Origin of the sequence: Oceanobacillus zhaokaii (assembly GCF_003352005.1) — a bacterium.
Classification (GTDB): Bacteria; Bacillota; Bacilli; order Bacillales; family Amphibacillaceae; genus Oceanobacillus; species Oceanobacillus zhaokaii.
This window is the reverse complement of record NZ_CP024848.1, coordinates 575,623-596,266: the sequence shown is the minus strand read 5'-3', so window position 1 is coordinate 596,266 and position 20,644 is coordinate 575,623. Positions and strand designations below refer to the sequence as shown.

Genomic DNA, 20,644 nt, shown 5'->3' with positions numbered 1-20,644 from the left:
ATACAAATTCAGTTTCGTCATTATGAATTTTAATTATTATTTTTTCGTTGACGAGAACGTGCTTCTCCGCCCTTTTGACCGATTTCCTCATAGAACTCTCGGTCATGATTTCTTGCGGTAGCTTCCCCACCTTTTTGACCAATTTCCTCATAAAATTCTTGGTCATGATTTTTTGCGGTTGCTTCTCCGCCCTTTTGACCAATTTCCTCATAAAATTCTTGATCATGATTTTTTGCGGTTGCTTTTCCACCTTTTTCTCCTGCTTGTTCACGAGACATCTTACCATTATTGTTTTTAGCCATTTGTTAATAACTCCTCTCAATATTTGATAGTCTTGCTCGTACATTAGTTATATTCCACGTATGAAAATCTTTAAACATTAAATTCTTTCTCTAATATTTTTGTAATCGGAGTGAAGTACTATGATTTGCTGCAATTTACTTTACCCTTCGAAACAAATAGATAAAGTTCTAATTAATCTTTCTTATTACTTCCTTTGTTCAGTTTCTCGAATACCTTTTCAGCTGCTGTATCTTTTTCTTCTCTTTCTTTATCTTCCAATGCAAAATTGATGCGATCCTCGGTTGGCAAACTAAAATATGAATCCTTTTTTAACTTCTTTTCTTTGGAAACCACATGCTCACCCCTTCCTTTCGTTCATAGTAAATAAATTTCTCCATGTAATTCCTATGACAGGATCGGCCACATCCAGCTCCAGCGCCCAGCGACTAGCGAGACTTCCCTCACCTTCGTACGATAAGTCAACATCGACTCCCACCGGTCGTCGTGTTTCCTTTATCTCCTACGGTTCAGTCCAGTCCGTACGTCGCTAAACGGGCGCTTGCGCTTTCGTTCTTTTTATAATCGAGCATTTATTTCAGAATTCATATAGTTTTTCCGTTTCATCCACACGAAACCATCGCCTTTAGTTATGATGGCAACATCAATTGGTGGACCAACAGACTCTGTCGCTCTTGTGACACGACGTTTAAAGGAAGTAAGATTTACCAGCGTTTCTGTCATATCTGCTAACTCTTCTTTTGGCAAGGATCTGACAACACCGAGTAATGGCTCAATATAATTCGTTTGTTGATATTCCTTTATTGTATCCTCAATGGATTCGTATACTTCTTTACCCATCTTTTGTAGGTCTGTAACCTGTTCGTCTGTAAAATGAATCGACAAATGTTGTTGGATTTGGTTTGGATAATCTTTTAATACTTTAGCAATGATATCGAATATGACTTCCTCCATATTTGGCTCCATCCCGCTGATAAATGAATCCACCATTTCCCGTTGAGCAAATGCTGTAACAGATGCAGTACCATCCTCTTTATCTGATGTATAACTGATTTTCTTGTCCTTTAGCTTTTTATATTTCAATTGGTTAAATACAAAGCCTTCCAATCTGTAATTTAATAGATGAGGGAAGATCTCTTTTTCTCCGAAACCTGCAATCACTAATCCGGTGCTTCCTATGCTGAAGTAATCCTTTTTCGTTGCTTCAAAAGCAAGCATATAGAATTTTTCAGCCAGATTATCAGGAACTTCATACATAATCAATTCATCTTTTACTTCATCTATTACTGTGCCAAATCTCTCTTTAAATGCTTCATAGTTTAGCTCCAAAAAGGACTTTTCCTCATTTTTATATGATTTTATATTTCTACTTACACAATCAACTAACCAATCGGTCACTTTTTTTGGAGAAACATTACTACCAGTATTATTCTCATTGACGATGGTTTCCTCCACCTCCTTTACGATACGTTTTAAATTATCGGAAAATATGCGGTAGACGATTATTTCTTCCACTTCCTCATTTTTAAATCGATTATCATGACGTAAAAAGTTCAGCAAATCCTCAGCATAATCCGTTAAATCTGCAAATTTCTCTTTACCTAAATTATCCCGATACGATTTAATAATGACATCCCAGGGCACCTCCATAAAGGATGCAGCACCATAGACCATAATTCCGACTGGATGGTCACTCGATAAAGAAAATAATTTATTCGCTGTATTATATACCTTTTGCACACCCTCACCGCCGCTTGTTATCGCACTGTCAGCAGCCATGGACAAACCCCGCTTATTCATTACTACTACTTCAGCTGTCATGAGAGTACCTCCTTTTTTTCTTACTATATATGTATCACTTATCAAGACATATGAAACGAAAACAGATTAGCTTACTGCATTCTTTTTGTAACGGCTATTAGACTCCAAGGTTAGTAAATGAAAATAAAGGGAAATACAAGATTAAACTCAATAAACAATATGTAAAAGGTAGGGATTATCATGGAAACTACAATAACATTAAAAATAATTGTTGGACTCATAGCTTTGTTACTTGTTATCCGACTGTTGGGGAAAAAAGAGCTATCACAGATAACACCGTTTGATTTTGTATACCTATTAGTCCTTGGTGGCCTGCTTGAAGAATCGGTTTACGATGATTTGGTGAGTGTGTGGGATGTACTTTACGCAATAGCATTATGGGCAATTCTAATCTTTATAATTGAAATGATTGTAAGGAAATTTGAAAAGATTCGCCCCGTATTGAAAGGAGAACCTTCCATTATAGTTACAGATGGTGAACTCGATGTGAAAGAGCTTAAAAAGAATAAACTCGAATCCGAACAACTTCGAACGATGCTCCGTCAACAGGGAATATTTTCTTTAAAAGAAGTGAAGTATGCAATCTTAGAGCCAAGTGGACAATTAAGTATAATGAAAAGTGAATCACCCGTGACAGCCGAAATGCTTTCCATCGAAACCAAAGATACCTCTTTATCTTATTTACTGATTGATGAAGGAAAAATTGAAAGAAAAACACTAGAATCGATTGGTAAAGATGAGGAATGGCTAAGAGCCCAATTATATGAAGAGGGATATAAAGACTTAAGCAAGATTTATTATGCTGAATGGTCTAATATGTATGGTTTTGTTGTTAGAGGGGTAGAACGGTAGGTATCATTATCATGTTTCTATTTCATATTTACATTTTCTTCTTGAGGGGGAATCATATTAAACTCTTGGAACTGATTCATCTGTAGTGAGAAGATTTTATTCTGATAGAGCTCAAGTAAAACGAAGTCTCTTTATAATCAAAAGAAGCTAACCCCTAGGATCAGCTTCTTTTTTCAATTTCTATTGCTCTCATTCATCATCGTCGTGATCGATATCAATAACTAGAATTGTTCCAGTGTATGCATCGATTTCGATTTCTGCCTCACTATCGCCATTCTTCATTTCAATCTCATAAATTAATCGTCCATCATCTTCATCAAGATCAAGTTCAACGATTGAACCAGAAAATTGACTAGCAGCAATGCTTCTCGCTTTTTCATCGCCAATTACCGCTTTTTTTGCAGGTTTTGGTGCAACTGTTTTTTGAACGGCTGAATCTTTGTCATCGTCATCTTTTCTCTGGTCATCATTCTTTTTTTGTTCGTCATCATCATCTGTTACTTTACTTGCATTTAATGTTTCCTTTTCGACGATTGTTACATCAGAAGGTTTGTTTTTAACTACTTTTTCATCAAGATCTAGAACTTCACCATTATTCCCATCAACTTTTAATTCATATTCCTTGTTGCCATTCTTAATTTCTACTTCGTAAATCGCCTTATTTGATCTTTCATCAAGTTCTAATTCCGTGACTGTTCCTGGATATTGAGTAGTCACTTTTGTCTTAATTTCATCTACATTGAGTGCTGGATCTGCATTTACAACTCCAGTCTGAGAAAATCCTAAACCGATTAATCCCGCAACCGCCATTGCTCCAACTGTAATCCCTAACTTCTTTTTCATTTCTAATTCCTCCTTGTTTTTTTGTTATTTGCTTTCCATTTTTAGAATGGAAGGAAGTGACTAAGGTTAATCTCGATCGGTGTCTAATTCTAGAATATTTCCTGTGAATGCATCGATTTCAATTTCAGCTTCCTCTTTTCCATTGCTTATCTCAACTTCATAGATAAGTCGGTCATCATCCTCGTCGAGTTCTAGCTGGTTTACTGTACCTGGGAATTCATTTAAGGCAATTTCTTCTGCTTTTTGAAGGTTGATTTTCTCTCCGTTAGCTTGGTTTTCGTTTTTCACTTCATCTAGACCATCTGAATCGTCATCCGTAAATTCCACTTGTTCCGCTAGCTCTTTTTCTTTTGTTCTTAATACTTCTCCAGAATCTCCATCAAGCCTCAAGTCGTATTCAATTCCATCACTTATCACTTCTACTTCATAGACTGCTTTATTAAAATCCTTTTCTAATTCAAATTCTGTAATTTCCCCCGAATGCTGTGCAAGAACTAATTCTCTAACTTCTGCTGAGGATAATTGCGGATCAGCTGGTGCTGCATCCGTTTGATACACCCCAAACCCTAATAATCCAATACCTACCAATGATGCAACAACAATTCCAACTTTCTTTTTCATTTCTTATTCCTCCTTGTTTTCTTATTAATTTCATCATATCCACCACGAATGAAAAGAAGGTGTGAGAAAGATTAGAATTTGATGAGAAAATAATTTGGATTTACGAAGACACAGATATAATTGCTGCAGATTTAATTGCTGTACATAGCCTGCTTTACAATGCGAATCATCTCGCTTCTATGTAAAAAAAAAATAAGCCACTAGATTTCTCTAGCAGCTCCTCCCTTAATCTTCATCATCCATTTCAATATCTAAGAGTATAACTTCTCCCGTGTAAGCATCAATTAGAATTTCTGCTTCTCCGGTCTCATTTTTCATCTCAATTTCATAGCTTAAACGACCGTCATCTTCATCAAGTTCTATTTGTTCAAATGTACCATTAAATTGTTGCAAGGCAATGTTCTTTGCCTCCTCTTGGCTGATTACTGCTTTACTAGCATCCTGCTGTTTGCTTTCTTGACTTTCCGTCAGCTCTTCTTTATTTGTATCTTCTGACTCATAATTTTCTTTTGTTGCATTTTGCTCTTCTTCTGCTGATTCATCCTTTTTCGTTGTTTCTGCGGCATTGTCCTTCATATCAATCGCTAATACCTCACCCGTATTACCGTCCATTCTGATATCATAGGACTTGTCACCATTGTTCGAAGTTACTTCATATATTGCTCCGTCCTCATCTGCGACTAATGCCGGTTCCGAAACCTTTCCAGGGTACTGACTCTCTACTAACCCTCGAATCTCAGCCGCTGATAGCTTGGGCTCTTTAGAAGAGCCGCTCCATAGAAAAATACTAATCCCAACAATGATAATGACGACGAAACTTGCTATGATGATTCCTAATTTCTTTGTCATTTTAACACCCGTTTCAATCTGTTATTTCGTCTTTCACTACTTTATCAACTGGTAATACCAATGAAAAAGTCGATCCCTCACCAGGCATACTTTTCACAGATAATGTTCCCTGATGCTGATCTGCGATTGTCTTAGCGATTGCTAAACCGAGTCCTGTTCCACCTGTATCCCTGCTTCTTGCCTTATCAACACGGTAAAAACGGTCAAATACCCTTGATTGCTCTGCTTCCGGTATTCCTTGTCCATAATCCTTAACGGCAAATATTGCTAAATTTTTTCGCTGGGAAAGCTGAATCTCTATTTTGTCCTTACTATATTTCAGAGCATTTTCAATAAGAATATAAATAATCTGTTCTAATTGACCATAATTTCCATTTACAAAAATCGTATCGGTATCTTTCTTAAATTGAAATTCCCTTTCATATGCCCCTTGAAACGTTGAAACGGTGTCTGAAACAAGGGTTGCGAGGTTAACCTGCTGCATTGCCGCTGCTTGTGTATTCTTAGCCAATAATAACATCTGCTCAATCAACTTTTGCATCCGGTCCGCCTCTGAATCAATCGCATCAACTGCTTCTTGAAAAAGCTCTGGATTTTCGCGTCCTCGCCGTGCAAGTAATTGTCCATAGCTCTTCACAATTTGAATGGGCGTTTTTAATTCATGAGAAGCGTTGGAAACAAACATCTCCTGTTTTTCATAGTTGTCCTTTAAATATTCAATCATTTCATTAAAGGTCATTTCCATCTCAAATAATTCATCCTTCGAGCGATTCTCAACATTAATTTTCTTCCATTTTGCATGCTTTGTATTTTCCTTCATCGTTTCGATTAATTGTTTAATCGGGAGTAAAAGAAATTTACTTAATACATTTCCCGCAATGAAAATTGGAATAAGCATAATGACAAATAATATCGACAGGACAAAGAATAATGTTTGCATCGTTTCACGAAGTGGAATTAAATGGTTCGCAACCTGTACGGTCACAATTTCCCCTGCATGCTCCCCACTATTCCAAATAATTGGCTTCGTCACTATTGCAATATCTGGTGCATTATCCTTTTGTACCAGTTCCCGTGATTCTGTAGTCGAATATCTCCACGGCAATGTCTTATACTTCCCTAATTTCATCAGCTGATGGATGTGATTATCATTCTTATCAATCACACGAATGATTCCATCTGCGGGTACATAAGCCCTTAGCAGATTTTCTGCTTCCGGTTCACTGATTTCTGGATTTTTCGCCAATGTTTCGAAAAGGCTATTCGTTTGCTCTGATAATTGCTCTAATTCACTATCTGCTGTCATTTGATAAAATAAATAGTAAATCGCTACATTAACAAGAATGATTAAAATTAGCATCAATAAACTGGAAAAGAGCTGTATTTTCGTCTTTAGCTTCATTTATCAAGTTCCTTTATTGTATAGCCGACACCACGTATTGTTTGAATATAAGGTGACTCAAATCCTTTATCAATCTTTTGACGCAGATAGCGGATATAAACATCAACCACATTCGTATCACCATAATAATCGAATCCCCATACTTGTTCAATTAGCTGATCCCTAGTCAAGACGATATTTTTATTTTCTAGCAGGTAAACAAGCAAATCGAACTCACGTGGTGTAAGCTCAATTTGCTTCCCATCCCTGATGATTTCACGGCTGCTTACATTTACACTTAACTCCCCTACAGTTAGCAAATCAGCAGCTTCTTTCCTCACTTGGGGGGTTCGTAAATGGACTCGGATCCGTGCTAAGAGCTCCTCAATTTGGAACGGCTTCGTAATATAATCATTTGCGCCTAAATCAAGACCGCTTACTTTATCATGAATTTCATCCCTTGCTGTTAATAAAATTACCGGAGTATGCTCATCCGTCCGTCTCACCCTGCGAAGCACTTCAAGACCACTCAGTTCAGGAATCATAATATCAAGCAACACTAAATCCCATTCTTTTTCACTAATTAAGCGGAGCGCGTCCTTGCCATTATCCGCAACGTCTGTTTCGTAGTTTTCATAATCCAATTCAATTTCCAGTACTCGACTTATTTTTCGCTCATCTTCTACAATTAAGATTTTTGGACGTTTCATATTTCCCACCTGCCTATTTACTAATTACTCTCTAATCTTCGCATAAATACAAGTATCACGTAATTCCTTTCGATCGATAGACACTGAAGCATTTCGGAGAGTTCCCTCAAGCGTATAGCCTAATCGTTCCGGTATCGCCCTGCTCTTTACATTTTTCGAATCACATTGAATTTCAACTCTGTTCGCCTGTAGCGCATAGAATGCATAAAAGGTTAACCCCTCAACAGCTTCAAGCATATAGCCGTTACCGCTTTGTCTGCTATCAATCCAGTATCCAATCTCAAAAGTCGGTACACTCCAGTTAATATGATGGAGACTTGTCGAGCCAATAAATTCTCCCGTCTCTTTATGGAAAATATGGAAGCGCAACTCAATTCTTTTTCTGAAATGAATATGTGCCTCCCTCACCATCTGTTCCACCTGTTCCAGCGATTGTTCAAATAACGCGAACTCCAGCCATTTTTTCAAGTCCTTCCTGCTAGCATTCATCGCATCGTAAACAACTTTCCCATCACCAGGCAACGCTATTCTAATAAAAAGACGATCTGTATAAAAATCTTGTGGAAAATCAATTAATATCGGATTTATCATGGTGTCTCTTCCCCTTACTTTCCGATTGTTTATTCAATAATACTAATGTATAAGAAAAAATACGACTAGGTGCCTGTACGATGGGTGCCTGTCACTCCGCGAATATTGTTGAATCATGTCGGATAGTTATAGATATCAGCCTGCTTTCAATTATATCAGCATTTCAACTCTTTCTCGTCAAAAAAACGACCATCATAATATATGAATGATCGTTTCACTAATTAGCCTAGCTGCTGATGAAGAAATGCTGATACTTCTTCTGGAGATTTCGTGTATGCACTATGCTGGTGTGCAAGCTTCTCTCCATTTTGGAAAATTAAGATGCTCGGAATCCCCATAACATCGTAGCTCTCAGCAAGTCCACTTAGTTCATCACTATTTACTTCATACCAATTATATTGACTGAATTCGTTTTTTACATCACCAATAAACATATCTAACACCTTACAGTCTGTACACCAATCCGCATAAAACTTTACAATAACGGGATTCTCACTTTGAATTTTTTCATCAAACATTTCGATTGTATTGATCCTTTCCACTCATAGCCACTTCCTTTCTTTTATTACATTGTATCCATCTATCTCCTACTTGTCCTATTGTTTGCTTAAAATAAACTTTTAAATTCATTTTTAGAATATTTTAAAATACCCCTTGCAATTTCCGTTAAAAATAATATACTGTAAATATGCTACTTTGCATGGCAAGGTAGCTAAACTCAGAACTACTATATTGTTATACAAGGTAGGTCGATGAAAATTTCACAGCGAAGCCAATTATTAAAAGGAATTCTGGAAGGATGCATTTTATCGATAATTAAGATGCAACCAACATATGGCTACGAGCTTTCGATGAAGCTCCAGGCATTTGGATTATTCGATGTTAGCGAAGGATCCATCTATCCAATTTTGCTTAGACTTCAAAAGGAAAAGTTAATTATTGGGGAAATGAGAAAGTCTGACACTGGACCAAAACGAAAGTATTATCAATTAACAGAAGCGGGACATATGCAACTAGCCGAATTCATTCATCAATGGGAATTACTTAAACAACCAGTAGATAAAATTATTGAAAAGGGAGTGAATTAATATGAATTCTAAGGAGATCGTTCAAATAAATAACGATAAAAGAAAGATGTTAACTGCAGAAAATCTGGCTTACTATGAGGATATGCTTGTTTATATCCGGCTAAATAATGTTAATAAATCTGAACAGCAAACAGAAGAAGTATTATTAGAGTTACTGGAGCATTTACTACTTGCCCAAACAGAAGGTAAGACTGCGAAAGATATATTTGGTAATGATCTGAAGGAGTATTGTAATGAGGTTATCGAAGAGATACCAGGTGAAAAAACTAATGACATCGTAAAGTTTCTTAGTTTTGTTATTATACAGTTTTTGGCTATTATCAGTCTCTGCCATGGTTTTATCGGTTTTGGACTACATTACTTTTTTGATCTAGGTGCAGGTTCAATGACATTTCAGTTAGGTTCAGGGATAATTATTATAGTTGGATATTTAATCTTACTTTACCTATTCGTAAAAGTAATCCTACAATGGGTCAAGAGAACGTCATTTAAAGAAAAGAAAGCAAAAAAATGGGTAGAGTTTCTGCAAGTTTGGATCATTAGCATGGTATTTATTGGCTTATTTATTCTGATTCCGATAGTAGTTCCAGACTTCGGAAAAACAATAAGTCTACCCATACTCACTTTTGCAGTGGTCGGGATTATTCTCTATCTCGTATCCTTTATTTTAAATAAAAAGTATCGAATAACTAATTAAATAAAATACATCCCCACTTTTTCAGAGGGGATGCATTTTATTCTTCCATAAACTCAAGCTCCGTCACCCATTGTGACATATGGGCTTTAATTTCCTCATATTGTCCCGATGCACCTGCCAAATCTTGATCTGTTAATTGAAACATTGGAATAACTTCATAATCAGCCCAATCAGATCGGAACTTGACATAGGTCGGCATAAATTCTGGGGAATGAAGTTCAATAGTATCCTTCTCCCCTTCTACTGTCTTCTTAATCTTGACAGTTAATATTCCACCTATCCGCTGATATAATTCCTGTTGATTTGATAGAAAATTACCGAGTGAATACGCTACGAATGTCTTATTTCCATCCTTACCTGTCACCCATTCCACTGGTTGCAATACATGTGGATGATGCCCAATCACTATATGGGCGCCTTGATCAGCCGCAAATTGAACGAGCTCCTTTTGTGCTTCATTTGGCATCCTTTCATATTCATTTCCGAAATGGAGACTTAAAGCAATAACGTCCGAATCCTTCTTAGCTTTTGCTATTTCACTTGCAATCAATTCCCGATCAATGAGATTTACTAAATAATCCTTGCCCTCTGGAACTGGAATTCCGTTTGTTCCATATGTATATGATAGAAATGCAATAGAAATCCCTTCTGGTGTTTCATAGACTCGTAGATTTTCTCTATCTATCTCGTCTTTATATGATCCAGTGTACATCATATCTATCGTTTCCCAGTGGCTGATTGCACTCTGAATCACAGCTTCCCCACGATCTAATGTGTGATTATTAGCAATGGAAACAACATCTATTCCTATATTCTTCAAAGCATCTCCCACCTCATATGGACTATTGAAGGAAGGATATGTTGATAGACCAAATTCCTCTCCACCTATCATTGTTTCCTGGTTAGCGATTGATACAGTTGGCCGTTCTAAGAAAGGTGCAACTTGTTCAAACATCGGCAGGAAATTATACTCCCCATCAACCTTCGCATCTAAATATACGGGACTATGAATCAACAAATCACCAATGGCAGAAAGACTTATCTCTTTTGTAATAATTGGCTGTTCTTTTTCCTGAAGGGATAGCTCCTTCAAAGTGGGATTCCCAGCAGTACTGATTACGTCACTAACTTCGCCACATGCTGATAATATTAAAATAGTTATAAAAACTAGGATCAATCGGCCGAATCTTAATTTATGCATCATTTTTCTCCTCTTTTAAATTTGATACTATTATACCATTGAATATTGTTTTAATCTTCATTTTTTTCGAATTTCTTCCGTGCAATTGGTTTATACACTCTCAATATAAAATACCTGAATTGGTTTCTACTACGGACAATCAATCACTCCTATCACCTACAAAAAAATCTCTTTATAAGGGAAACTTGCATCTTTTCTTAGGCAGCTCATAAATTCCACGTTCTCCATAGTACACTTATCTATTTCTAATCTATGAAAATCGAATAAATTAATTAGGAGGGGAGTGAACTGTATGGCGAATGATAAAGATGCAAAAATGACGCCTGAGTTAGCCGAACAACTTTTAAACGACGACAATGCTTATTTAACAGAAGCAGGAAAACGTATTCTACAAGGATTATTAAAAGAAAAGAAATGGTACCACTAGTAGGAGATAGGCTTAATCAAAACAGATAATTAGAAAACTTGGCTGTCACCATGCCCTTCGGAGACAGCCTTAGGGGAAGTTCGGTTAAAAACTAGGGCTTCCTGGGGCTGCGATTACTCGCCCCACCGAAAACATATGTCGCAATACCGAACTGACCTACATCCTGTAAGCCCCACTTATGTAGTAAGAAATATTATACACTTTCTTAACTGCCAAATAACATCCGTTATCTGTTTTTTTATTTTTTTGAAACTTTTTTATTCCTCAGTCGTAAAAAGTTATAGAAAGAATAATGGAGGTATGAATAATGACGGAAGTTGCAATGGAATTGATTGACCTCAAAAAGACAATTGGCAAGAAGGAAATTATTAAAGGGTTATCCTTTAGGATTAACCGCGGCGAAGTATTTGGTTTTATCGGTCCGAACGGCGCTGGAAAAACAACGACAATACGGATGATGGTTGGCTTAATGAGCATTACCGATGGGGATGTCCGAATCCTTGGGAACAGTATCAAGCAAAACTTTAAAAATGCAATACGAGAGGTTGGTGCAATTGTAGAAAATCCAGAAATGTATCCCTTTATGACCGGACGGCAAAATTTGTCGCATTTTGCTAGGATGATTCCTGGGGTTGAAAAAGAGCGCATCAATGAAGTAATCGCGGTTGTTGGACTGGAGAAAGTGATTAACCAAAAAGCTGGGAAATATTCATTAGGAATGCGACAGCGACTTGGCATTGCGCAAGCACTTTTACATAAGCCGTCGATATTAATCCTTGATGAACCGACAAATGGATTAGATCCTGCTGGGATAAGAGAAATTAGACACTATATCCGCAAGCTAGCCACAGAGGAAAACGTTGCAGTGATTATCTCAAGTCATCTTTTATCTGAGATTGAGCTCATGTGTGACCGGATTGGAATTATCAAAAATGGTGAACTTATAGCCACACAGCTTGTAAATGATACGACAACAGATAACGTTAATCTCAGACAAGTAACACTCGAGGTAACACCAATAAATCAGGCAATCGAATTATTAAAGATAAATTATGAAATCGATGCAATTCAAGAGGGCAACCAGCTCATTTTCCAAAGTGAAAAAGAAACGATTCCAAATGTGATTAACACCTTTGTGAAACACGAAATTGCAGTTTATCAGGTTGGTGTTTCTAAAGCAACATTAGAAGACAAATTCTTTGATTTGATTGGGGAGAATACAATTGAGTAACTTTTATCAGCTTGTGTATAATGAACTAAATAAAATTTATATCCGTAAATCAACATGGGCTATGTACGTAATTGTAGCGGCATTAATTATTGGTGGAGCCTTTCTTACAAATTCCTTTGAGGACTTGGATAAGTACGAGAATAACAATTGGCGTGAAGTATTACAAGAAGAGAATGCAGCATTAGAGAAAGAAATAGCAGAATATGAGTCAGATGATTTTATTCAGCAAATGAACACATCAGAAATTGAGAAGAATAATTACCACTTGAAAAATGATATTCAGCCCGAATACGGTGCATGGCAATATGTTTTAGAGAACAAGGAATTACTATCAATCGTCAGTTTACTTACAATCATCGTAGCTGCTGGTATTGTAGCGAATGAATTCCGCTGGGGAACGATTAAATTATTATTAATCAGACCGATTACCCGAACTAAAATACTTGCATCGAAATATGTATCTGTACTGATTTTTGCTTTGTTCACTTTACTATTTGTACTGATTTTTTCCTTAATTGTTGGTGCAATATTCTTCGGACTAGAGGGTATAAATCCATCGATCGTTATCGAACAAGGAGCAGGATATGCTGATGTAAGTGCCATATCACAAATACTGTCAGGATATGGCTATGGCATGGTGAACCTAATCATGATGACAACCTTTGCCTTCATGATATCCACTGTTTTCCGAAATAGCTCGCTTGCTATCGGTACTGCTATTTTTCTAATGATGGCGGGGAACACGATTGTTACCATCTTTATGGAAAAATCTTGGGCCAAATATATTTTATTTGCCAATACAGATTTAAGTCAGTATGCGAATGGCGGGGAACCATGGATTGAAGGAACTTCGCTAGGTTTCTCAATTATTGTATTAATCGTGTACTTTATTATCTTCCAATTATTATCCTGGTTCTTCTTTAATAAACGCGACATTGCAGGTAACTGAGAAAAAGAGCTAATGGGTAAATACCCACTAGCTCTTTTTACGATTTGATTTTATTCTATATGCCCTAATCATTCTTTTGATATAATAGAATTGAGTTAGAAGATTGTTGTTTATACAAATCTTTTTATGTTGTAGCACCCCAGCGGAAGTAATACACGAAGACTCCTGCAGGAAGAAGAGCCTAGGTGAGACTAGGAAGTGCGACAGCACGAGTAGGCTCACCAGCTCCCCTAAGGTGCGCGTAGTTTATTTCTGGAGCGATTGGTCCGAGAGCCCTTAGCACATGAAACTAGTCCGCACTTTATATAAATTCCAGCCTACTCAAGGAATTTTATTTTTACAAATATTAGGAGTGTTTAATTTGAAGCGTTACTTAACAATTATATTTATTATTTTAAGTGGGTTATGTGTGTTAATCGGTCTAATCATTGACCAGATTTGGAGTGGTATTGTCGGCTGGGCACTGGCTGTCATTCTGTTAATATTCGCTTTATACTTTACGAAATACATACCAGAAGAAACAAAAAGAAAAAAAGTGTGAATGATAAAACGAATTGGGGGAATCTGCAATGGAAAATATGACTTCAAATAAAAGCGTACCTACAGTTAACAGTACTAATGAATACGATCGATTGAAGCAAGTCATCACCGTATCTCCTCAATATATGAAAATAGAAGAAGTTATTAACAACACGCAACAGCACTATCTAACAAATAATATTGATACTAATATCGCATTACAGCAACATGAAACGTTTACAAATACTTTAAAAGAACATGGGGCGCAAGTTATTCAGCTAGAAGCAAAAGAAAAGCTAAATGAACAGGTGTTTACTCGTGATATCGGTTTTACACTCGGAGATACCTTCTTCGTATCGTCCATGAAGGAAGATATTCGAAAACCGGAAATAGCCGAATTAATAAATTGGCTGGAGAGCATGCGAATTCCCTTCCAAATCATTGATTGTGGCAGCATCGAGGGCGGCGACGTTATTGTTGACAATAAGAATATTTGGATTGGCATAAGCAACCGGACTTCACATGCAGCAGTAACTGCATTACAGCAAATGCTTCCAGCCTACAATATTAAACCTATCCAACTAAGGGAGGATATTCTCCACCTTGACTGTGTATTTAATATTATCAGCGAGGATACTGCATTAATCTATGAGGCAGCAATTGAGTCTGATGGGTATAAACATTTGAAGCAATCATATCAGTTAATTGAAGTAACGGAAGAAGAACAGTTCAAAATGGGACCCAATGTACTATCCATTGGTGGAAAAAAAATAATCAGCATGCCGGAGAATAAACGGTTAAATCGTGTATTGACACAAGCAGGATATCACGTCATCGAAATAGAGTTCTCAGAAATTATTAAATCCGGTGGTTCTTTCCGTTGTTGTAGCTTGCCGCTAATTAGAGAATAATTATTTCGCATCATTTAAGAATTGATGCTTTCTTTTAAGTGAATCTGGTGCAGTCTTTACCATTAATTGCATAATCAGTATAGCAAGGGTTACATCGTCAATGATACCGAAGCCAAGCAAGAAATCTGGAATGATATCGAAAGGAAGTGCGATATAGCCTAAGATTAAAATTATAAATAGTAATTTCTTTGCATTATTAATTTCCTTGGATAGAAAGAAATCCTTCATAAATGGAATTGATCTGTGAAATTTGAATAGAAAACCGATTCTCGTAATAAAACGTTTCATCGTTACACCTTCTTTCTGGAATACAATTTTTAAGGGGAAAGTTAGAGAACACCACTTTATGAATTAAAGTGGTGTTCCATTCTTCACTCTTCTTGCAAAATCTACAAAGCGAAATTTATCTGGCCGATGTCGCGACTCACCGTACTGGAATAATCGTGTATCTTCTAAATAAACAAGACTTTTAATCACAACAATATTAGAAAATCCCTCTAAATCCAATAATTCACGATCTTCTGCTGTTGGTTCTTCTACTATTATTTCCTTTTGAGCAAAACCAATTACAAGCTCAAGCTCCGTTTCAATATATTCATAAATGGAATGCTCACATATTTCCTTAGAAGGTAAGGGAATGTAGCTTTCATTGAAATAATCCTTATCCAGTATGATTTTCTCATCAGAAATTTCTCGAACGCGATCCACATGCCATACTTGGTCATACTTACCTACGTTAAGAATATCTTGATATGGATTACCAGACTCTAGTCTTCCAAGGTTTTCCACATACGTTTTACTAGAGAAATCTAACTTTTCAGTGATTTCCTTGAAACTAACAATTCCTGATACGGGAAATGAGAATTTATCACGATTAATAATAACCGAGCCTTTCCCACGTACTTTTTGAATATAACCATTTTGAGCAAGTAGATTAAGTGCCTTGCGAATGGTCTCCCTTGATGTCGTATACGTAACACTTAATTCATTTTCTGATGGAAGCATCTCTGTTTCTTGCCATGATTTTAAATGAATTTTATTTAATAAATCATGATAGATTGTTAAATACTTCTTCTGCATATCTATCCCTCATTATTTCACATAATACACAATTGATTCATACGGCCTAAGTGTTAGCTGTTCTCCTAGCATATTAGAATCAGGATAGTTTGATAATAATACTTCGACATTATCTAGACTTCCAACAGGCAGTTGTACAGTTGTTTCTTCACTATAAAAGTTACTAACAACAACTAGCTTTTCATCCTGCCAATTTCGTGTAAATGCGAATACTCTTGGGTCATCTGCTAGTAATAATTGATAGTCCCCATACGTAATAATATCATATTTCTTACGCAGTGCGATTAATTGCTGATAATGATAGAATATCGAATTCGGATCCTCCAGCGCTTTTTCTGCATTAATTTCAGGATAGTTACTTGCAGTCTCAATCCAAGGTTTATCTGTAGTGAATCCGGCATGCTTTGCATTAGACCACTGCATTGGTGTTCTCCCATTATCTCGGGATTTTTGCTGAAGAATTTCTATTATTTCCTTTTCCGACTTCCCTGCTTCTAAAAGTGACTTGTATGCATTTAGCGATTCGACATCACGATAGTCATTAATTGAAGTGAAATCCGGATTGGTCATACCAATCTCTTCTCCTTGATATATATATGGAGTTCCCTTCATAAGATGCAATGTGGTCGCAAGCATTTTTCCCGACTCACGGTGATATTTCCCATCATCACCAAAACGAGAGATGGCACGTGGCTGATCGTGATTGCACCAGAAGAGAGCATTCCACCCGTCCCCTTCATGCATTCCTACTTGCCAATCAGAAAGAATTTTCTTTAATTCTATAAAATCAAATGGTGCTTTTGTCCACTTTTCACCGTTCGGATAATCTACTTTTAAATGATGAAATTGGAACGTCATCGAAAGCTCTTCGCGTTCAGGCTTCGTATATAGCACACAGTTATCAAGTGTTGTTGACGACATCTCCCCTACCGTTAACATGTCGTAATCCTTAAATGCTGCTTGATTCATTTCATGCAAAAATTCATGGACGCGTGGTCCGTCAGTATAGAATTTACGTCCATCCCCTGTATCGTCACTAGGAAATTCTTGATTTTTAGAGATTAAATTGATGACATCCAGTCGGAACCCATCGATTCCTTTCTCAGCCCAGAAACGTATCATCTCATATAATTCATTTCGAAGTTCTTCATTCTCCCAGTTTAAATCTGCCTGTGTCACGTCAAATAGATGTAAATAATATTGCCCTGACTTCTCATCGAATTGCCATGCATTTCCGCCAAACTTCGATTGCCAATTATTTGGTGCTGGCGTAGAATCATCTGATGGATCCTTCCAAATATAGAAATCACGGAATTCATTTGTCTTCGATGAAGCAGCTTGCTTAAACCATTCATGTTCTGTTGAAGTATGGTTGATCACTAGGTCCATAATCAGCTTCATTCCACGCTGATGCGTCTGCTCAAGTAATTCCTCAAAATCACCCATTGTCCCATACGAAGGATCAATTGCATAATAATCACTAATATCATAGCCATTATCATTTTGTGGGGATTGATAAACTGGTGTCAGCCAAATTACATCTACCCCTAATTTTTTTAGGTAATCCAACCGATTTATTATTCCTCGAATATCTCCTGTTCCATTACCTGTCGTATCCTGGAAACTTTTGGGATAAATCTGATATACTACTGATTTTTTCCACCATTGTTCACTCATACTATCGCTCCTAACATCTTTTGAAAAATGATTCATTTTTTATTGGTTTTTTATTTACATAAACTGCGAACTAACTTAGGATAGCAAATGGTCTCCCAGCCTGTCGCTCCAAAGATACGCGACTGTCCGCTAGCTAAAATCAACTTTGCACTTAGTTCACAGTTTATATCAACTAAACGTTATGGTAGATATTAAAATTTTCTCACCTTATAAGTCTATCTAAAAATCACCGGTACTATTTAAGCTTACGTTTTGCAATGATAAAAGTAATCACGAATGGCACAACGATAACGATTGCCATACCGATGAAGAACGCTATCCAACTGCTTTGCTGGATTGATAAGAAAGCTGGGATACCTCCAACACCAACAGATGATGCTAAGACTTGTTGAACAGAAATAAATGCTCCAGCAATTGCAGTTCCAATAATTGCTGCATAAAACGGATATTTATATCTTAAATTTACTCCAAACATTGCAGGTTCCGTAACACCTAGCCATGCAGAAACACCTGAAGTACCCGCTAAACCTTTTAATTTCTCGTCTTTAGCAGCTAAGAACATTGCAAATACAGCTGAACCTTGCGCAATATTCGATAGTGCAACAACCGGCCATAATAAAGTAGATCCTGTGCTAGCTATAAGCTGGAAGTCTACTGCTAGGAATGTATGATGCATTCCTGTAATTACTAATGGCGCATAGAAAGCTCCGTAAACTAACCCACCAATAATTGGTGCAAAATCAAAGATAGCAACAATTCCTTCTGTAATCCAGTTCCCAATTGTAAATGTAACTGGTCCAATTAATATAAATGACAAGAATCCAGTGACTAATAAAGCAATAGGTGCAACTACTAATAATTGTAAGGAGTCAAGCACACGCTTCTTCAGCCAAATCTCTATTTTGGCTAATACCCATGCAGCAACTAAAACTGGAAGAACCTGTCCTTGATAGCCCATCATATTCACATCAAATCCAAATACATTCCATGTAGGTGCATCTCCTGCGATTACCGCTTGGGCAAAATCACTTGCAGGCATTAGAGCAGGATGTACTAGAATTAAGCCGAGTACAATACCGAGTAACGGATTCCCACCAAATTGCCGAACAGCAGACCAACCAATTAATGCCGGTAAGAAAGTAAACGCAGTACTTGCGATAATATTTATCATGTCGGCTACTCCAGCCCATGATGGATAAATCTCAATGATTGATTGCTCAGAGAAGATTGGATTAACTAAAATATTATTGAGTCCAAGTAATAGTCCCGCTGTTACAATCGCAGGTAAAATTGGAATAAAAATATCTGCTAATGTTTTAATCCCACGTTGCAGAGCATTTTGCTTTTTGCCGCCTGCCGCTTTAACATCTTCTTTCGTAGCCTCTGAAACTCCCGCTTCACTTACCATTGCGTTATAAACCTTATCTACTGTGCCTTGACCAATAACAACCTGATACTGACCATTAGCTGAGAAAGTTCCTTTTACAATTCCCATATTTTCTAACGCATTCTTATCAACTTTGTCCTCATCCGCTAAAGCGAAGCGTAGTCGTGTTACACAATGAGTTGCTGCGTCAATATTATCGAGACCACCGACGGCTGCGACAATATCTTCTGCTTCTGAACTATACTGTGGTCTGTCTGTAGTTTTAGCAGTTGGCTTGTTATTAGTCGTTTCTTGCTCTTTTACTCTCACTTCTAACAAAGCTGTTTTACCTGCCACAACTTCTTTTTCATCTGTCGTACGATTTATCTCAAAGTCGTTACTATTTGTAATAACAATTGGGGTTATGTGACTAGCTGCTTTTTCTTTAATGAAATCCAAATCAAAGGTTATTAGCGGATCGCCAGCTTTCACTTGATCCCCTTGCTTAACATGTGCTTCGAATCCTTCCCCACCTAAAGCGACCGTTTCCAATCCAATATGAATTAATATTTCTAATCCAGATTTTCCTTGCAAACCAATCGCATGTTTTGTCGGAAATAGCTGTACAATTTCTCCATCTATCGGTGCAACAACTGCACCATCTATCGGCTTAATTGCTATTCCATCCCCAATCATTTTTTGCGCGAACGTTGGATCTGGTACATCTTCAAGCCGCATTACTTGTCCATTTAAAGGTGCAACAACTGCTTCATAGGCTCTTGATTGTGACTTACCCAATGGAAATACCTCCTCTATAAAAATATCATTTATTTTAACTTGTATATACAGGTTATAAAACCAGTATAACTTGTATATACAAATTATGCAACTGCTTACATATTGATGTAAGATTCAGTTAAGTATTCCCTAATCAAGGAACTTATAACCAACACCTAATTGATTGAACCACATAAAAGTAAGATAGACTATTTACAAGAAATACTCGATGAATGTATAAGGAGGCAATTATATTGGCAACTAAAATGGAAAATATTAATGGAGTAACAGCAGCTATTTATACTCGCCAGATTAATCATAGTGTTGCTGAAGTATAGTCTTATTTAACAGAGAATAGAAAATTACAGCAATGGTTTTCTGAATTAGAAATAAAATCTCTAGAAAAAGATGGTGAGATTCTCTTTAATTATGGAGACGGAAACTATGAAAAAATTGATATAACAGAGGTTGAGCCTAATAAGGTATTCTCATTTTCATGGCCACCTAAAAATTCAGTCCGGTTCGAATTAGAGGAAAATAATCAAGGTTGTAAGCTTGTTTTCATCGAATATTTGCATGAGATTACGGATCATACACCGAAAGATTTAACTGGATGGCATGTGTGTCTAGACGTAATCGAAGCACTCCTTGATGGTAAAACAATTGCAGATCGCAAATCATATTGGCAGGAGCGACTGCCAGAGTATCAAAACTTACTAAGGGAAGCATCTATTTAATTTATATGCTGTTGTC

Annotated in this window: 23 protein-coding genes and 1 pseudogene; 9 read left to right on the top strand and 15 right to left on the bottom strand. The window is 36.9% G+C overall.

Going from position 1 to position 20,644, the window contains the following annotated elements:
• Positions 1–29 precede the first annotated feature (29 nt).
• The 3 genes from CUC15_RS03085 to CUC15_RS03080 all read right to left on the bottom strand — a co-directional run bounded on the left by CUC15_RS03085 (position 30) and on the right by CUC15_RS03080 (position 2,121).
• On the bottom strand, positions 30–302 hold the full coding sequence (locus tag CUC15_RS03085) for a KGG domain-containing protein (RefSeq protein ID WP_114915318.1): 273 nt from the start codon (positions 300–302) through the stop codon (positions 30–32).
• 172 nt (positions 303–474) lie between these two features.
• Entirely contained in the window at positions 475–636 is a 162-nt protein-coding gene (locus tag CUC15_RS19990) for a hypothetical protein (RefSeq protein WP_162800254.1), read from the bottom strand.
• A gap of 222 nt (positions 637–858) precedes the next feature.
• Entirely contained in the window at positions 859–2,121 is a 1,263-nt protein-coding gene (locus tag CUC15_RS03080; protein WP_114915317.1) for a hypothetical protein, read from the bottom strand.
• A 180-nt stretch (positions 2,122–2,301) separates the two neighbouring features.
• Here CUC15_RS03080 and CUC15_RS03075 point away from each other — a divergent pair, with 180 nt between their 5' ends.
• Positions 2,302–2,973 carry a DUF421 domain-containing protein gene (locus CUC15_RS03075; protein WP_114915316.1) on the top strand — a complete coding sequence of 224 codons (672 nt, stop codon included), beginning with the start codon at positions 2,302–2,304 and terminating at the stop codon, positions 2,971–2,973.
• Between the two features lie 189 nt (positions 2,974–3,162).
• Here CUC15_RS03075 and CUC15_RS03070 read toward each other — a convergent pair whose 3' ends face one another.
• The 7 genes from CUC15_RS03070 to CUC15_RS03040 all read right to left on the bottom strand — a co-directional run bounded on the left by CUC15_RS03070 (position 3,163) and on the right by CUC15_RS03040 (position 8,510).
• Positions 3,163–3,816 (bottom strand): PepSY domain-containing protein, encoded by a 654-nt coding sequence (locus CUC15_RS03070; protein WP_114915315.1) that lies wholly within the window; start codon positions 3,814–3,816, stop codon positions 3,163–3,165.
• 66 nt (positions 3,817–3,882) lie between these two features.
• Entirely contained in the window at positions 3,883–4,437 is a 555-nt protein-coding gene (locus CUC15_RS03065) for a PepSY domain-containing protein (protein ID WP_114915314.1), read from the bottom strand.
• A 225-nt stretch (positions 4,438–4,662) separates the two neighbouring features.
• Entirely contained in the window at positions 4,663–5,286 is a 624-nt protein-coding gene (locus tag CUC15_RS03060; RefSeq protein ID WP_114915313.1) for a PepSY domain-containing protein, read from the bottom strand.
• A 13-nt stretch (positions 5,287–5,299) separates the two neighbouring features.
• Positions 5,300–6,688, bottom strand: a complete 1,389-nt coding sequence (locus CUC15_RS03055; protein ID WP_114915312.1) for a HAMP domain-containing sensor histidine kinase — start codon at positions 6,686–6,688, stop codon at positions 5,300–5,302.
• Positions 6,685–7,377 carry a response regulator transcription factor gene (locus CUC15_RS03050; protein ID WP_114915311.1) on the bottom strand — a complete coding sequence of 231 codons (693 nt, stop codon included), beginning with the start codon at positions 7,375–7,377 and terminating at the stop codon, positions 6,685–6,687. Before CUC15_RS03050 ends, CUC15_RS03055 begins: the two co-directional genes overlap by 4 nt.
• 24 nt (positions 7,378–7,401) lie before the next feature.
• Positions 7,402–7,965 carry a GNAT family N-acetyltransferase gene (locus CUC15_RS03045; protein WP_114918363.1) on the bottom strand — a complete coding sequence of 188 codons (564 nt, stop codon included), beginning with the start codon at positions 7,963–7,965 and terminating at the stop codon, positions 7,402–7,404.
• A gap of 224 nt (positions 7,966–8,189) precedes the next feature.
• Positions 8,190–8,510, bottom strand: a complete 321-nt coding sequence (locus tag CUC15_RS03040) for a thioredoxin family protein (RefSeq protein WP_114915310.1) — start codon at positions 8,508–8,510, stop codon at positions 8,190–8,192.
• A 216-nt stretch (positions 8,511–8,726) separates the two neighbouring features.
• Between CUC15_RS03040 and CUC15_RS03035 the strand changes: the two genes are divergently transcribed.
• Both CUC15_RS03035 and CUC15_RS03030 read left to right on the top strand, forming a co-directional pair.
• Entirely contained in the window at positions 8,727–9,056 is a 330-nt protein-coding gene (locus CUC15_RS03035) for a PadR family transcriptional regulator (protein WP_114918362.1), read from the top strand.
• A gap of 1 nt (position 9,057) precedes the next feature.
• Positions 9,058–9,753, top strand: coding sequence for a DUF1129 family protein (locus CUC15_RS03030; protein WP_114915309.1), 696 nt, complete (start codon positions 9,058–9,060; stop codon positions 9,751–9,753).
• A 37-nt stretch (positions 9,754–9,790) separates the two neighbouring features.
• On the opposite strand, the gene CUC15_RS03025 is transcribed toward CUC15_RS03030, so the two are convergent.
• Entirely contained in the window at positions 9,791–10,957 is a 1,167-nt protein-coding gene (locus tag CUC15_RS03025; protein ID WP_341457189.1) for a CapA family protein, read from the bottom strand.
• 289 nt (positions 10,958–11,246) lie between these two features.
• On the opposite strand from CUC15_RS03025, the gene CUC15_RS20585 reads away from it, so the two are divergent.
• The 5 genes from CUC15_RS20585 to CUC15_RS03005 all read left to right on the top strand — a co-directional run bounded on the left by CUC15_RS20585 (position 11,247) and on the right by CUC15_RS03005 (position 14,991).
• Positions 11,247–11,381, top strand: coding sequence for a hypothetical protein (locus tag CUC15_RS20585; RefSeq protein WP_278309194.1), 135 nt, complete (start codon positions 11,247–11,249; stop codon positions 11,379–11,381).
• Positions 11,382–11,688: 307 nt separating this feature from the next.
• Positions 11,689–12,612: an ABC transporter ATP-binding protein gene (locus CUC15_RS03020; RefSeq protein WP_114915307.1), complete on the top strand. Its 924-nt coding sequence runs from the start codon at positions 11,689–11,691 to the stop codon at positions 12,610–12,612.
• Positions 12,605–13,561, top strand: a complete 957-nt coding sequence (locus tag CUC15_RS03015) for an ABC transporter permease (protein WP_114915306.1) — start codon at positions 12,605–12,607, stop codon at positions 13,559–13,561. Before CUC15_RS03020 ends, CUC15_RS03015 begins: the two co-directional genes overlap by 8 nt.
• 361 nt (positions 13,562–13,922) lie before the next feature.
• Positions 13,923–14,102: a hypothetical protein gene (locus CUC15_RS03010; RefSeq protein ID WP_114915305.1), complete on the top strand. Its 180-nt coding sequence runs from the start codon at positions 13,923–13,925 to the stop codon at positions 14,100–14,102.
• Between the two features lie 28 nt (positions 14,103–14,130).
• A complete protein-coding gene (locus CUC15_RS03005) occupies positions 14,131–14,991 on the top strand; it encodes a dimethylarginine dimethylaminohydrolase family protein (RefSeq protein ID WP_114915304.1) in 861 nt (286 codons plus the stop codon).
• Here CUC15_RS03005 and CUC15_RS03000 read toward each other — a convergent pair whose 3' ends face one another.
• The 4 genes from CUC15_RS03000 to treP all read right to left on the bottom strand — a co-directional run bounded on the left by CUC15_RS03000 (position 14,992) and on the right by treP (position 19,852).
• On the bottom strand, positions 14,992–15,279 hold the full coding sequence (locus tag CUC15_RS03000) for a YkvA family protein (protein WP_114915303.1): 288 nt from the start codon (positions 15,277–15,279) through the stop codon (positions 14,992–14,994).
• 63 nt (positions 15,280–15,342) lie between these two features.
• Entirely contained in the window at positions 15,343–16,071 is a 729-nt protein-coding gene (gene treR / locus CUC15_RS02995) for a trehalose operon repressor (RefSeq protein ID WP_114915302.1), read from the bottom strand.
• Between the two features lie 12 nt (positions 16,072–16,083).
• Positions 16,084–17,748, bottom strand: coding sequence for an alpha,alpha-phosphotrehalase (treC, locus tag CUC15_RS02990; RefSeq protein WP_114915301.1), 1,665 nt, complete (start codon positions 17,746–17,748; stop codon positions 16,084–16,086).
• A 235-nt stretch (positions 17,749–17,983) separates the two neighbouring features.
• Positions 17,984–19,852 (bottom strand): PTS system trehalose-specific EIIBC component, encoded by a 1,869-nt coding sequence (gene treP, locus CUC15_RS02985; protein WP_114918361.1) that lies wholly within the window; start codon positions 19,850–19,852, stop codon positions 17,984–17,986.
• 392 nt (positions 19,853–20,244) lie between these two features.
• Here treP and CUC15_RS02980 point away from each other — a divergent pair.
• Positions 20,245–20,628: pseudogene (locus CUC15_RS02980) on the top strand (SRPBCC domain-containing protein); the annotation flags it as partial.
• Positions 20,629–20,644 lie beyond the last annotated feature (16 nt).

Bases quoted from the DNA above. Each gene is read 5' to 3' on its own strand.
- CUC15_RS03085 (WP_114915318.1), bottom strand. From the start codon at position 302: ATGGCTAAAAACAATAATGGTAAGATGTCTCGTGAACAAGCAGGAGAA.
- CUC15_RS03080 (WP_114915317.1), bottom strand. From the start codon at position 2,121: ATGACAGCTGAAGTAGTAGTAATGAATAAGCGGGGTTTGTCCATGGCT.
- CUC15_RS03075 (WP_114915316.1), top strand. From the start codon at position 2,302: ATGGAAACTACAATAACATTAAAAATAATTGTTGGACTCATAGCTTTG.
- CUC15_RS03070 (WP_114915315.1), bottom strand. From the start codon at position 3,816: ATGAAAAAGAAGTTAGGGATTACAGTTGGAGCAATGGCGGTTGCGGGA.
- CUC15_RS03065 (WP_114915314.1), bottom strand. From the start codon at position 4,437: ATGAAAAAGAAAGTTGGAATTGTTGTTGCATCATTGGTAGGTATTGGA.
- CUC15_RS03060 (WP_114915313.1), bottom strand. From the start codon at position 5,286: ATGACAAAGAAATTAGGAATCATCATAGCAAGTTTCGTCGTCATTATC.
- CUC15_RS03055 (WP_114915312.1), bottom strand. From the start codon at position 6,688: ATGAAGCTAAAGACGAAAATACAGCTCTTTTCCAGTTTATTGATGCTA.
- CUC15_RS03050 (WP_114915311.1), bottom strand. From the start codon at position 7,377: ATGAAACGTCCAAAAATCTTAATTGTAGAAGATGAGCGAAAAATAAGT.
- CUC15_RS03030 (WP_114915309.1), top strand. From the start codon at position 9,058: ATGAATTCTAAGGAGATCGTTCAAATAAATAACGATAAAAGAAAGATG.
- CUC15_RS03025 (WP_341457189.1), bottom strand. From the start codon at position 10,957: ATGATGCATAAATTAAGATTCGGCCGATTGATCCTAGTTTTTATAACT.
- CUC15_RS20585 (WP_278309194.1), top strand. From the start codon at position 11,247: ATGGCGAATGATAAAGATGCAAAAATGACGCCTGAGTTAGCCGAACAA.
- CUC15_RS03020 (WP_114915307.1), top strand. From the start codon at position 11,689: ATGACGGAAGTTGCAATGGAATTGATTGACCTCAAAAAGACAATTGGC.
- CUC15_RS03005 (WP_114915304.1), top strand. From the start codon at position 14,131: ATGGAAAATATGACTTCAAATAAAAGCGTACCTACAGTTAACAGTACT.
- CUC15_RS03000 (WP_114915303.1), bottom strand. From the start codon at position 15,279: ATGAAACGTTTTATTACGAGAATCGGTTTTCTATTCAAATTTCACAGA.
- treR (WP_114915302.1), bottom strand. From the start codon at position 16,071: ATGCAGAAGAAGTATTTAACAATCTATCATGATTTATTAAATAAAATT.
- treC (WP_114915301.1), bottom strand. From the start codon at position 17,748: ATGAGTGAACAATGGTGGAAAAAATCAGTAGTATATCAGATTTATCCC.
- treP (WP_114918361.1), bottom strand. From the start codon at position 19,852: ATGCGGCTTGAAGATGTACCAGATCCAACGTTCGCGCAAAAAATGATT.